The sequence below is a fragment of the Stenotrophomonas sp. Steno-Z10-HUANG genome (assembly GCF_056393075.1).
The window spans coordinates 484,920-497,860 of record NZ_JBWJPA010000001.1 but is presented as its reverse complement, the minus strand read 5'-3'; the positions used below and the strand labels follow the sequence as shown (position 1 = coordinate 497,860).

Genomic DNA, 12,941 nt, shown 5'->3' with positions numbered 1-12,941 from the left:
CCCCACCTATACTCCGTGCTGCCGCCCGCCGCCGGAGCCCCGCGCTTGACCTCCCCGTCCTCGCTCATCGACCGCATCGAATCGATACCGCGGCGCGAGCTGTATTTCTTCGCGCTGTACCGGGTGCTGATCGCCAGCCTGATCGCGGCGCTGGTGTTCAGCCCGCTGAGCGCGCTGATGAGCGAGGCGCACCACCCGGCGCTGGCACGCGCGGTGAGCATCGGCTACCTGCCGGTCGCGCTGGGCCTGCTGGCGTGGGGCCGCAACGAGCGCTGGCTGCGGCCGCTGGTGTTCTGGGGCGCGGTGAGCGACATCCTCGCCGCCACCCTGCTCATCCACGCCCTGCCCGGCGCCAGCGCCGGCATCTCCATGACCCTGCTGTTCAACATTTCCGCCGCGGCGATGATGCTGCCGCTGTCCGGCGGCATGCTGCTGGCCATGGTGGCCAGCATCGCCACCGTGGCCGAGTTCGGCTGGCGCGAACTGGAAGGCGGCGACAGCACCCGCACGGTGGCCGAGCTGGCGATGTTCGTCACCAGCTACCTGGCCCTGGCCTGGATCAGCTACCAGATCGGCAACCGCGCCCGGCGCAACCAGCAGTTGGCCGAGCAGCGTGGCGCCGAAGTGGCCAACCTGTTCGAGATCAACGAGCTGATCATCCGCCGCATGCGCACCGGCGTGCTGGTGGTGGACGGCGGCGGCCGCATCGCCCTGGCCAACGAGGCCGCTACCGCGCTGCTTGGCGAGGCCGGCGATGGCCTGGCCGGCGGCGAGGCGCGGCTGGGCCAGGTGGCGCCGGAGCTGGCGCGGCGCCTGCAGCGCTGGCGCAACGGCTCGACCGGCGAGGAGCAGCCGCTGCAACTGGCCGGCGGCCAGGCCGAGGTGCAGCCGCGCTTCGCGCGCCTGCTGGCCGACAGCGACCAGACCCTGCTGTTCCTGGACGACACCAGCGTGGTCTCGCGCCGCGCCGAGTCGCTCACCCTGTCCACCCTGGGCCGCTTCTCGGCCAGCCTGGCGCACGAGATCCGCAACCCGCTGGCGGCGATCAACTACGCCACGCAGCTGCTGGAGGAATCCAGCGACCTGGGCGAAGCGGACCGGCGCCTGCTGCAGATCATCCACCAGCAGTGCCAGCGCACCAACGGCATCGTCGAGAGCGTGCTGGCACTGGCCCGCCGCGAGCGCGCCAGCCCGGAGAACCTGGACCTGGCCAGCTTCGTGCGGCGCTTCGTGCTGGAGTACCGGCAGACCCTGTCCACCGAGACCGACAACGTCGAATCCATCATCCGCGAGTCCTCGGTGCCGGCACTGATGGACCCGCGCCACCTGCACCAGATCCTGACCGCACTCGTGCACAACGCGCTCAAGTACGGGCGCGCCGGCGACGAGCCGGCACAGGTGCGGATCCGCGTCGCGTCCGCTGGCCGGCACGCGGTGATCGACGTGATCGACCGCGGCCCCGGCATCCCCGAGGCGGTCGCCGCACAGCTGTTCCGGCCGTTCTACACCACCTCCGAGCACGGCACCGGACTGGGCCTGTACATCGCGCAGGAGCTGTGCCGGGCCAGCCAGGCGCGGCTGGAATACATCCCGATCCCGACCCGCGGCGCCTGCTTCCGCATCGTCATGCCCGCACCGCACGGCGCTTTCGCCGCCTGATCCAGCGCCGCCGCGGAGACAGGAAGATGACGTCCAGTGCCGCTCTCGGCTATCGTTTTCAACATGAACGTGACGCATAGCGCGCTGGTCGTCGACGACGAACGGGACATCCGCGAACTCCTGGTCCTCACCCTCGGCAGGATGGGGCTGCGCATCAGCACCGCCGCCAACCTGGCCGAAGCCCGCGAACTGCTCGCCAGCAACAGCTTCGACCTGTGCCTGACCGACATGCGCCTGCCCGACGGCAACGGCATCGAGCTGGTCACCGAGATCGCGCGCGACCACCCGCGCACCCCGGTGGCGATGATCACCGCGTTCGGCAGCATGGACCTGGCGGTGGAGGCGCTGAAGGCCGGCGCCTTCGACTTCGTCAGCAAGCCGGTGGACATCGGCGTGCTGCGCGGCATGGTCAAGCACGCGCTGGAACTCAACAACAGCGAGCGGGCAGCGCCGTCGCCGCCACCGGAAAGCGCCTCGCGCCTGCTCGGCGAGTCGCAGGCGATGGCCGACCTGCGCACCACCATCGCCAAGGTCGCGCGCAGCCAGGCGCCGGTCTACATCGTCGGCGAGTCCGGCGTCGGCAAGGAACTGGTGGCGCGCACCATCCACGACCAGGGCGCGCGCGCGGCCGGGCCGTTCATCCCGGTCAACTGCGGCGCCATCCCCGGCGAACTGATGGAAAGCGAGTTCTTCGGCCACAAGAAGGGCAGCTTCACCGGCGCGCATGCGGACAAGCCCGGGCTGTTCCAGGCCGCACACGGGGGCACCCTGTTCCTGGACGAAGTGGCCGAATTGCCGCTGCAGATGCAGGTCAAGCTGCTGCGCGCGATCCAGGAGAAATCAGTGCGCCCGGTCGGCTCGGCCACCGAAGTACCGGTGGACGTGCGCATCCTGTCGGCCACGCACAAGGACCTGGCGGCGCTGGTGCAGGACGGCCGTTTCCGCCACGACCTGTACTACCGCATCAACGTGATCGAACTGCGCGTGCCGCCGCTGCGCGAGCGCCGCGGCGACCTGCCGCAGCTGGCGGCGGCCATCCTCAGCCGGCTGGCGCGCTCGCAGCAGCTGCCCACGCCGCTGTTGTCGCCGTCGGCGCTGGACGCGCTGGCCGGTTACGCCTTCCCCGGCAACGTACGCGAGCTGGAGAACGTGCTGGAGCGCGCGCTTGCCCTGGCCGATGGCGACAGCATCGGCGCCAGCGACCTGCGCCTGCCCGCCGCGCGCGGCGATGCCGGCTGCGCGGCCGAAGACGCCGCGGTCGAGGTCGATGCCGGCAATGCAGCCCTTCCCTCGTACATCGAACAGATGGAGCGCGCGGCCATCCAGAAGGCGCTGGAAGAAAACCGCTGGAACCGGACCCGTACCGCGGCGCAGCTGGGCATCACCTTCCGCGCGCTGCGCTACAAGCTCAAAAAGCTGGGCATGGACTGACCCGGCGCGCGCCGCCGCGCGGACGGGCGCGCCCTTCCAGCAGGAACACCCCCCGCGCCCGCGAGGCGCCCTCCGCCCCTCCGCTGCGCCCGCGCGCCCCTCGTGTCCGCCGGCGATCCCCGCGCGCACCGCGCGCAAGCGCATGCCAGGGCTACGGCTGGCGGGCCGGGCTTGCGCCGGTACGCCGCGTTTCCGGCTAGCGCGGCTCGCCCTGCGGGCGCTCGGGGGCTTCGCGCGGGATGATCAGGGTGAAGCAGGTCCCCGCCGGCAGGCCGCCCGGATCGCCCGCGCGGTGGCTGCTGACCTCGATCCGCCCGCCCAGTACCTCGGTCACGATCTGGTGGACGATGTGCAGCCCCAGCCCGGTCCCGCCGCGGTTCCGCGCGGTGGTGAAGAACGGCTCGAAGATGCGCGACAGGTGCTCCGGCGCGATGCCGCGGCCATCATCGGCGATCTCGATCCGCACCAGCGCGTCCCCGTCGCGATGCGCGGACAGCCGGATGCGGCCCTGCCGTGCCTGCGGATAGGCGTGCAGCAGCGCATTGTTGAGCAGGTTGGCGACCACCTGTTCCAGCGGCCCCGGGTAACTGTGCAGGGTGATGCCCGGCTCCAGGTCCAGCTCCAGCGCGATGCCCTCGTCCAGGCTGCCGCGGCGCAGCCGCGGGTCGGCATCCAGCAGGACCTCCGCCAGATCGAAATCGCGCCGCTCCAGCGATGCGCGGTCCACTGCCACCTGCTTGAACCGCTGCACCAGCGCCGACGTGCGCCGCAGCTCGCCGTCGGCCAGGGTACAGGCCTCCGTGGCCTCGTCCAGGAAGCTCTCCAGCTCGGACCGGCGCAGACCCGCCATGACCTGCGCCTGCAGGCGGGCGATGCCGCCACGCAATGTGCCCAGTGCCAGCTGCGCACTGGCCAGCGGGGTGTTCATTTCGTGCGCGACGCCCGCCACCATCAGCCCCAGCGACGACAGGCGCTCGGCACGCGCCAGTTCCTGCTGCGCCGCCTGCAGGTGTTCGTTGGCCAGCTCCAGCGCGGCATTGCTGTCGCGCAGACGCTGCATGTACGCCAGTTCGCGCGCCATGCCGCGCGCCTGCGCCAGCAGCAGCCACAGCACCAGCACGCCGCCCAGCAGCGCCAGGCCGCCGAGCACCGCCTTCCAGCGCGCGGTCGGCGGGCGCGAGCGGTGCACCAGCAGGCGCAGCTGCCCCACCGTCGGGTCGGCGTGTGCGAGCAGGTCGCCCTCGGTACCACGCCAGGCCGCCTGCAGGGTGGTGAAGCTCCAGTCGCGCCAGCTGCCGGCGGACCGTCGCTGCATGGCGGCCCACAGCGCCGGATCGAATGTCGCCACGGTGTGCTCGGCGTGGCCCAGCTGCCACCCCCAGGCCTCGCCCGGGGTGGGGCCCAGCAGCCAATAGCCGTCGGGATGGACCAGGTACAGGCTGAAACCCGACTGCGACGCACGGTCGCGCAGGCGCTTGAGCAGCACGCTGCCGTGCAGGTTCACCACGGCCACGCCGACGCTGCCATCGGCCATCAGGAACGGCGAGGAGGCGCGCAGCGTCGGCCGCAACGGCTGCTCGATGCGGCCATTCTCGAAATTCAGGTCCAGCGGGGAAAGATGGATCTCGCCCGGCTGCAGCAGCAGCGCATTCTCGAAGAACGGCCGGCCGCGCTTGTCCTGCAGCGCGCCGCCCGGCACGCGCAGGATGCTGCCGCCCTCCTGGTCCACGCGCAGGCGCTCCTGCCCGGTCGCGTCCATCCAGCGCACCTTGTGGTAATCGCGCCCGGCCATCAGGAAGCTGGTGTAGGTTTCCAGCAACTGCGCCTCCGACCCGGTTTCCAGCAGCCGCGGGGTCAGGAAGGCGATGAAGCGCGTGTCGTCGCGCAACCGGCCCAGCCGGCGCAGCATCGACTGCGCGGCATTCTCCAGCGCATCCTGCGCGGCCTGGCGTTCGGGCAGGCGCAAGGCCCGGTCCATTTCGTACCAGAGCATCGGCACCACGGTCAGCAGGCCCAGCAGCCAGGGGGCGGCGATCAGCGTCACCCGCCACGGATGCGCGCGCATCGCGGCCCATGCTTCCTGCCAACGCAGCCGCGGCCACTGCCAGAGGCGGCGCATGGCTCAGCCCTGGCCGCGCAGGCGCGCGATGAAGTCCCCCACCGGTTCGGGATGCGCGAACAGGAACCCCTGCGCGCAGGGGCACCCGTGGCGGCGCAGCCATTCGACCTGGGCGGGGGTTTCCACGCCCTCGGCGACGATGTCCAGGCCCAGCCGGTGGCCCAGGGTGATGATCATGTCCGCCACGTTGGCGCCCTCGCCCTGCTCGCCCTGTTCGCCGACGCCGGCGGTGAACTGCCGGTCCAGCTTGAGCCGGGTGACCGGCAGCGAATGCACGTAGCGCAGCGACGAATAGCCGGTCCCGAAATCGTCCACCGCGATGCCGAAGCCGAGCCGGCGCAGGCGCGCCAGCAGCTCGCGACCATCCTGGTAATCGCTCATCACCGCGCCCTCGGTGATCTCGATCTCCATCCGCCGCGGCTCGATCCCGTGGCGCGCCACCATGGCGGCCAGTTCCTCGATGAACTCGCGACGGCCCAGCTGCAGCGGCGACACGTTGACCGACAGCGGGATGTCCGGGAAACCCGCCTGCTCCATCGCCCGCAGGGCCTCGCAGACCAGTTCGATCACGCGCCCGCCCAGCGGCACGATCAGGCCACTGGCCTCGGCTACCGGAATGAAGCTGGCCGGCGATTGCGGGCGTCCGTCCTCGGTCCAGCGGGCCAGCGCCTCGGCGCCGACGATGGCCCCGGTCTCGAGATCCACCTGTGCCTGCAGCGCAATGCCGACGCGGTCCTCGCGCAGCGCCCGGTAGAGCGCGCGCGACTCCATGAAGCGGCACAGGTTCTCCTGCTCGCTCTCGACCTGGTATTCGGCCACGCCGTGCCCGCCATTGGCACGGATCCGGGTGACCAGCAGCAGGCCGGCGGCCACCGCGCCGCCCGCGCCGCCGCGGTACTGGTCCAGATCCACCCGTGCCGCATCGACCCGCAGGAACGGCAGCTCACCGGTGTCTTCGCTCTGTTCCAGCGCATCGACGGGATCGGAGGCCAGGTGCGCGGACGGGCCCAGTACCGCGAAGGTGCCTTCGTGCAGCCGCGCGATGCTGCACGGCGGCGGATACATCTGTGCCAGGCGGTCGGCCATGCGCTGCAGCAGCAGGTCGCCCTGCTCCGGCCCCAGTGCCAGGCTGCCGTCGCTGTACTGCCCCAGGTCGACCACCAGCAGGCTCTGCCCACAGCGCCCGGGCTGCTCCAGCACCTGCCGCAGGTCACGGCGCAGGGCATTGCCGTTGGGGATGTCCAGCAGGCTGTCGCGATAGGCGACGCGCTCCAGCCGCGCCGCCAGGTCGACATTGACCAGGCCGGCATTGGCATGGGTGACGAACACCTGCAGCAGTTCGTGCTCCTCGGCGTCGAGCGAACGCTCGGTCGCCAGGTAGATGGCCATCGGCGCCACCGTGCCGCCGCCATCCAGGAACAGCACCTGGCTGGACGGCATGCCGATGCTGCAGCGGCGGGTGAACGCGTCCAGCAGCAGGTCGCGGACCATGGGGTCGGCGATGTCCTGCACGCGGCACCCCTGCAGCGTCGCGAAGCCGCCATCGGCTGCGGTCACCATCGCCTCGGACACCGGCAGGTCGGCCGAACCGTCGTGCACGCACACCAGGCCATCGAGCGGCACTTCCAGCAATGCCGCCAGTTCGCACAGCAGCTGGCGCGAAAAATCGTCGGGGTCGCGCAGCCCGGCCAGGCGGCTGCCGGCCTGCACGATGTGCTTCAGGCCGCGCTTGGCCCGCGCCAGCGCGTGGATCTCGCTCCAGGTCCGCAGCGAGCCGGTGACGATGCCCTGCAGCCGCTCGCGGTACAGATCGGTCTTGAGCCAGTACTCGCTGATGTCCAGCTGCTGCAGGGTCTTGCGCAGCGGCGCCATGCCCGGCTGCCCAGTGATCAGCACGATGCGTACTTCGGAGTTGCCCAGCTGCTCGCGTACCGCGCGCACCAGCTGCAGGCCGGCGTCGTCGGTCTCCATCACCACGTCGAGCAGGATCGCGGAGATGCCCGGGTTGGCGGCCATCACGTCGCGCGCTTCGCTGGACGATGACGCCGTCAGCAGCCGCAGCGGGCTTTCGTTGAAACGGAAATCGGACAGCGCCATGCGCAGCGACTGCTGGAAACCGGGATCGTCATCGACGCTCAACACGGTGAAAGGAGGACTGTCCGGCGGCTGGCCACCATCGACCAGTTCCTGGCGGAACTCGAACATCCTGTCTTCGCCCGACCATGCGCTACCGCTCATGCCCCTTCCCCCCAGACCTGGCTGCCCTGGACCGACACGTGCCGCGCCAGCGTAGCGCAATCATGGCCGGCGGTGGAACTGCCTTCGAGGGCCCCGGGAGGGCCGCCCCGGCGGGCTTCCGGGCACCCGTCACCGGGGTGGCCGGTGGCTGTCCCGGGACAGGCCGGCAGCAGCGGCCCGGGCTGCCCGGGCCAAGCCCGGAAACACCCCCCGACCGGCCGCCTGGCCTCGCAACTGGCGCCGGCTTCCGTGGACGGAAGGGGGGCGCCCGGGGCGGGTCAGTCCTTGGTGACGCGGTTGATCTCGGTCAGGCTGGTGATCCCCTGCGCGGCCTTGAGCAGGGCCGACTGGCGCAGGTCGTTGACCCCGATCTTCTGCGCGGCCTCGGCGATGTCCAGCGCGTTGCCACCCTGCAGCACGATGGTGGCGATCTCGTCCGTCATCGGCATCACCTGGTAGATACCGGTACGGCCCTTGTAGCCCTCGGTGCACTCATCGCAGCCGACCGGCTCGTAGAGCTGGATGCCCTTGTCGATCTGCTCCTGGGTGAACCCCTCGGCCAGCAGCGCATTGTCCGGCAGGTGCGCCGGCTTCTTGCAGTTGGCGCACAGGCGTCGCGCCAGGCGCTGGGCGATGACCAGGGTGACCGAAGAGGTGATGTTGTACGGGGCGATGCCCATGTTCATCAGGCGCGCGATGGTCTGCGGCGCGTCGTTGGTATGCAGGGTGGACAGCACCATGTGGCCGGTCTGCGCCGCCTTGATGGCGATCTCCGCGGTCTCCAGGTCACGGATTTCGCCGACCATGATCACGTCCGGATCCTGGCGCAGGAACGAGCGCAGCGCCGCGGCGAAGGTCATGCCGCGCTTGTTGTTCTGCTGCACCTGGTTCACGCCCGGCAGGCGGATTTCAACCGGGTCCTCGGCGGTGGAGATGTTGCGGGTCTCGTCGTTGAGGATGCCCAGCGCGGTGTACAGCGACACCGTTTTGCCCGAACCGGTGGGGCCGGTCACCAGCACCATGCCGTACGGCTTGTGGATGGCGTCCAGGAACAGCTTCTGCTGCACCGGCTCGTAACCCAGTTTGTCGATGCCCAGCTTGGCCGCGCTGCCGTCGAGGATACGCAGCACGATCTTCTCGCCGAACAGCGTCGGCAGCGTGCTCACGCGGAAGTCGATCTGCTTGGTCTTGGACAGGTTGAGCTTGATGCGGCCGTCCTGCGGCACCCGCTTCTCGGCGATGTCCAGCTGCGACATCACCTTCAGGCGCGCGGCAATGCGCTCGCGCAGCTTCACCGGCGCCCGGGCCACGGTCTTGAGCAGGCCGTCGATGCGGAACCGCACCCGGTAGTCGTCTTCGTACGGCTCGAAGTGGATGTCCGAGGCGCCACGGCGGATCGCGTCCACCAGCACCTTGTTGACGAACTTGACCACCGGGGTGTCGTCGCCCTTGGCGTCGATGCCGGTATCGCCACCGCCCCCCATGTCCTCGTCGCCGGCGGCGACGTCCAGGTCGCCCATGCCCTCTTCGTCGTCGCCCAGCCCGCCGGTCAGGCTTTCGTTGCTCGCCACCCACAGGTCGAGCGTGCGCCGGATCTGGTCCTCATCGACCAGGATCGGTTCGACCACCAGGTTGGTATGGAACTTGATCTCGTCCAGCGACTGGGTCGGGTTGCTGGTGCCGATGAACAGCTTGCCGCCACGCCTGAACAGCGGCAGCACGTTGTGCTTGCGCAGCAGCTCCTCGCTGACCAGCTTCATCGCGTTGTGGTTGGCGTCGAACACCGAGGCATCCAGCAGCGGCATGCCGAACTCGACCGCATTGGCCGCGGCCAGCTGCGCGGCGTTGACCAGCTTCTTCTCGGCCAGCCACTGCGCCAGCGGCACCTTGGCCGCCGCCGCCTGCGCCATCGCGTTGCGCGCCGCGGTCTCGTCCAGTGCACCGTCCTGCACCAGGCGGCGGGCGATCCCGGTGATGCCCACGAGATTGGCGGCGACGGCTGTATTCATGGTGTTCCCCGGCATGGACGACAGTTGGGCGATTGTACGGGGGGAAGCGGGATGGCGGACGCCTTGGGTAAGGCGCGATGCGTTGCCCACAACGCCGATGCGCATATAATGCGCATGAGGCCGGAGAAAATTCCAATGCTTGCCCTCTACGACACCACTGCCCCCAAACGCCCGGTCAATCTGTCCCTGAATCAGGATCTGGTCGCCCAGGCCCGCAACCTGACCACGAACCTGTCCGCCGAGGTGGAAGCCATGCTGGCAAGTTTTGTCGAACGAAAGACCCTTGAATTGCGCAACGACCGTGAGCGCCTGAAGAAATCGACGGATGTCTGGAACGACTTCAACAACCGCCACGGCTCCATCGCCGACGAGTTCTCCACGCTCTGATGGCCCAGTACGACGTCTTCGAGAATCCAGGCAGGAACCCGGCGATTCCCTACGTGGTGGATGTGCAATCGCCCTCCTTGGGCGGATATCACCGAAGGATGGTGGTTCCGCTGGTACTGCGTACAGCGCTCCCGGACATCCACCACGCCACCTTGAACCCGATCTTCGTGATCGAGCACAAGCAATGCGTATTGCACCCACTTGAGATGGTGTCGGTGCCGGCCAGCAAACTGGGCAAACCCGTGCACTCGTTGTCGGCTCACGCCAACACGCTGATCGGCGCGATCGATATGCTGATCTCCCAGGCATAGGGCAGGGAAGCCGCAACACCGGACGCCATCCAACACGTCCGTCCAGACCCCCCCGCCATTGGACATGGCGCCTTCCCCCTGCCCCCATTCTTCCATGACCCGCTGGAAAGCCGCCGCCGTGCATGCCCTGGCCAGCCTGGTGCTGGTCGCCGCGATCGCCGCCATCATCGTGCCGCTATGGCACCCCTGGGGGCTGTACCGCATCTCGGGGGTGCTGCCGCTGCTGGGGTTGCTGCTGGGTGCGCAGATGGCCGCCGGGCCGTTGCTGACCCTGGTCGCATTCAAGCCCGGCAAGGCAAGCCTGCGCCTGGATCTGGCCATCATCGGCCTGCTGCAGCTGGCGTTCCTGCTCTTCGGGCTGCACATGCTGTGGCAGACCCGGCCGGCATTCGTGGTCGCCAGCGACATGCGCCTGGCCGTGGTCCTGGCCAATGAGGTGGAGGCATCCGACCTGGGCCGGGCCAGCGATCCCCGCTGGTCGCGGCTGGCATGGGGCGCGCCACGGCTGGTGGGCCTGCGACCGGGAACGTCACGCAGCGGCCACGACTCCGCGCTCGCCGCCTTCCTCGATACCGGGAGGGAACGGGAGCGGAAGCCGGCGTGGTACGTGCCCTACGCCGACGTCGTACCGCGGCTGGCCTTCAACGCCACGCCCAGCACCGCCGACGGCCAGCCCGCTGCCAACCCGGCAGACACCCCGTTCCGCAGCCTGCCGATCGTGGCCCGGCACGGTGCCGGCCGCGTGGTGCTCGACGCCGGCAGCCTGCAGCCGGTGCGGGTGGTCACCTATTGACCAACGCGCCGCAACGCCGGCTCACCAGGGCTGCGTGCGATGCCAGCGCCAGGCACTGTCGATGATGGCCTCCAGGTCGGTCCAGGCCGGCGACCAGCCCAGTTCCGCCTGCGCCCGCCGGCTTGAAGCGACCAGCACCGCCGGATCGCCGGCACGGCGCGGCGCCATCTCCCAGGGCACGGCGCGCCCGGTGACCGCCGACGCTGCGGCGATGACCTCGCGCACGGAAAAGCCGCGCCCGTTGCCGAGGTTGAACGCATGCGCGCCCGGATGGGCATCCAGGTAATCCAGCGCCAGCAGGTGCGCCTGCGCCAGATCCTCGACATGCACGTAATCACGGATGCAGGTGCCATCGGGCGTGGGATAGTCGCCGCCGAATATCTTCAGCGCCGGCCCGCTCCCGAGCACCGAACGCAGCACGTTGGGAATCAGGTGGGTCTCGCAGGCGTGCGACTCGCCGATGCACGCATCGGCCGTCGCGCCGGCCGCGTTGAAGTAGCGCAATGCCACCGAATCCAGCCCGTAGGCCGTCGCCGCGTCGGCCAGGATGCGTTCGACCATCAGCTTGCTCGCCCCGTACGGGTTGATCGGCCGGGCGGGATGGTCCTCGTCGACCATGCCGGCGACCGGGTGACCGAACACCGACGCGCTCGAGGAGAACACCAGCCGCCGCACCCCGTGCCGGCGCATCGTCTCAAGCAGGTTGAGGGTGCCGACCACGTTGCTGGCGTAGTAGTCATAGGGCCGGACCATCGACTCGGCGACCAGCGAGCGCGCGCAGAAATGGAACACGGCGTCGAACCGCTGCCCGGCGAATGCGGCCTCCAGCGACGGCGGGTGCAGCACGTCGGCCTGGATCAACCGCCCCCATTGCACCGCCTCTGCGTGCCCGGTGGACAGGTCGTCCAGCACCACCACCTCGTGGCCATGCGCCGCCAGCAACCGTGCCATGTGGCTGCCGATATAGCCGGCGCCGCCGCAGACAAGAGCTTTCAACGGGCACCCCGGTGGATGGCAACGGCAAGGACACAATTCTATGCCGATGGCCCCAGCACAAGGAATGAGAACCCGCTCCATCCCAGGGCGGCAGGTTCCCGCTACCATGTCCGCCGGGGAGAACGACGGGTAAAGAACGTGCAGCGATTGAGCATCATATTGCCGGCGAAGAACGAGGCCGAGGGGCTGCAGCGCACCCTGCCGGCACTGCGCCAGGCCTGGCCGCTGGCGGAGGTCATCGTGGTCGACGATGGCTCCACCGACGCCACCGCCACCATTGCGGCCGGCCACGGCGCCCGGGTGGTCAGCCACCCCTACTCCATGGGCAATGGCGCGGCGATCAAGCGCGGCGCACGCACCGCCAGTGGCGAGATACTGGTGTTCATGGACGCCGATGGCCAGCACAGCGCCGAGCACATCGGCGCCCTGCTGGCCAAGCTGGACGAGGGCTACGACATGGTGGTCGGGGCTCGCGACCGCAGCGGCCAGGCCAACCTGCACCGCGGCCTGGCCAACGGCTTCTACAATCGCCTCGCCAGCCACATGACCGGCCATCGCATCGACGATCTCACGTCCGGCTTCCGGGCCGTGAGGGCCGAGCGCTTCCGCGAATTCCTGCACCTGTTGCCCAATGGCTTCAGCTACCCCACCACCAGCACCATGGCGTTTTTCCGCAGCGCCTACCCGGTGGCCTACGTGCCGATTCCGGTCGCACGGCGCGTGGGCACCAGCAGCCATATCCGCCCGATCAAGGACGGCATCCGCTTCCTGCTGATCATCTTCAAGATCGCCACGCTGTACTCGCCACTGAAGCTGTTCGCACCGATCGCCGTCTGCTTTTTCCTCACCGGACTCGGGTATTACGGCTATACCTTCGCCACGATGCACCGGCTGACCAACATGAGCACGCTGCTGTTCAGCGCGGCGGTCATCATCTTCCTGATCGGGCTGATCTCCGAGCAGATCACCAACCTTACCTATCGGCGTGACGACTGATC

General features: G+C 69.4%; 10 protein-coding genes. 6 read left to right on the top strand and 4 right to left on the bottom strand.

The window, feature by feature from the left end; genetic code table 11:
* The first annotated feature begins 45 nt into the window (after positions 1-45).
* Together AC06E6_RS02200 and AC06E6_RS02195 are read left to right on the top strand one after the other, a co-directional pair.
* Entirely contained in the window at positions 46-1,659 is a 1,614-nt protein-coding gene (locus AC06E6_RS02200; RefSeq protein WP_478060137.1) for a sensor histidine kinase, read from the top strand.
* Between the two features lie 63 nt (positions 1,660-1,722).
* Positions 1,723-3,090: a sigma-54-dependent transcriptional regulator gene (locus AC06E6_RS02195; RefSeq protein WP_240212218.1), complete on the top strand. Its 1,368-nt coding sequence runs from the start codon at positions 1,723-1,725 to the stop codon at positions 3,088-3,090.
* Between the two features lie 196 nt (positions 3,091-3,286).
* On the opposite strand, the gene AC06E6_RS02190 is transcribed toward AC06E6_RS02195, so the two are convergent.
* From AC06E6_RS02190 to pilB, 3 genes are all read right to left on the bottom strand, one after another.
* Complete coding sequence (locus AC06E6_RS02190) at positions 3,287-5,209, bottom strand: sensor histidine kinase (protein WP_237723401.1); 1,923 nt, start codon at positions 5,207-5,209, stop codon at positions 3,287-3,289.
* Between the two features lie 3 nt (positions 5,210-5,212).
* Positions 5,213-7,447: a two-component system response regulator gene (locus AC06E6_RS02185; RefSeq protein WP_240212219.1), complete on the bottom strand. Its 2,235-nt coding sequence runs from the start codon at positions 7,445-7,447 to the stop codon at positions 5,213-5,215.
* Positions 7,448-7,725: 278 nt separating this feature from the next.
* A complete protein-coding gene (pilB, locus tag AC06E6_RS02180; protein ID WP_104940247.1) occupies positions 7,726-9,456 on the bottom strand; it encodes a type IV-A pilus assembly ATPase PilB in 1,731 nt (576 codons plus the stop codon).
* Positions 9,457-9,591: 135 nt separating this feature from the next.
* On the opposite strand from pilB, the gene AC06E6_RS02175 reads away from it, so the two are divergent.
* The 3 genes from AC06E6_RS02175 (at position 9,592) to AC06E6_RS02165 (ending at position 10,947) form a co-directional block, all read left to right on the top strand.
* Complete coding sequence (locus AC06E6_RS02175; protein ID WP_240212220.1) at positions 9,592-9,843, top strand: type II toxin-antitoxin system CcdA family antitoxin; 252 nt, start codon at positions 9,592-9,594, stop codon at positions 9,841-9,843.
* Positions 9,843-10,154, top strand: coding sequence for a CcdB family protein (locus AC06E6_RS02170; RefSeq protein ID WP_240212221.1), 312 nt, complete (start codon positions 9,843-9,845; stop codon positions 10,152-10,154). The genes AC06E6_RS02175 and AC06E6_RS02170 overlap by 1 nt, the downstream gene beginning before the upstream one ends.
* Positions 10,155-10,248: 94 nt before the next feature.
* Complete coding sequence (locus AC06E6_RS02165; RefSeq protein ID WP_240212222.1) at positions 10,249-10,947, top strand: hypothetical protein; 699 nt, start codon at positions 10,249-10,251, stop codon at positions 10,945-10,947.
* Positions 10,948-10,968: 21 nt separating this feature from the next.
* Here AC06E6_RS02165 and galE read toward each other — a convergent pair whose 3' ends face one another.
* A complete protein-coding gene (gene galE / locus AC06E6_RS02160) occupies positions 10,969-11,943 on the bottom strand; it encodes a UDP-glucose 4-epimerase GalE (protein WP_240212223.1) in 975 nt (324 codons plus the stop codon).
* Positions 11,944-12,081: 138 nt separating this feature from the next.
* On the opposite strand from galE, the gene AC06E6_RS02155 reads away from it, so the two are divergent.
* Positions 12,082-12,939, top strand: coding sequence for a glycosyltransferase family 2 protein (locus AC06E6_RS02155; protein ID WP_240212224.1), 858 nt, complete (start codon positions 12,082-12,084; stop codon positions 12,937-12,939).
* Positions 12,940-12,941 lie beyond the last annotated feature (2 nt).

Bases quoted from the DNA above. Each gene is read 5' to 3' on its own strand.
- AC06E6_RS02165 (WP_240212222.1), top strand. From the start codon at position 10,249: ATGACCCGCTGGAAAGCCGCCGCCGTGCATGCCCTGGCCAGCCTGGTG.
- AC06E6_RS02175 (WP_240212220.1), top strand. From the start codon at position 9,592: ATGCTTGCCCTCTACGACACCACTGCCCCCAAACGCCCGGTCAATCTG.
- AC06E6_RS02170 (WP_240212221.1), top strand. From the start codon at position 9,843: ATGGCCCAGTACGACGTCTTCGAGAATCCAGGCAGGAACCCGGCGATT.
- AC06E6_RS02190 (WP_237723401.1), bottom strand. From the start codon at position 5,209: ATGCGCCGCCTCTGGCAGTGGCCGCGGCTGCGTTGGCAGGAAGCATGG.
- AC06E6_RS02195 (WP_240212218.1), top strand. From the start codon at position 1,723: ATGAACGTGACGCATAGCGCGCTGGTCGTCGACGACGAACGGGACATC.
- AC06E6_RS02185 (WP_240212219.1), bottom strand. From the start codon at position 7,447: ATGAGCGGTAGCGCATGGTCGGGCGAAGACAGGATGTTCGAGTTCCGC.
- pilB (WP_104940247.1), bottom strand. From the start codon at position 9,456: ATGAATACAGCCGTCGCCGCCAATCTCGTGGGCATCACCGGGATCGCC.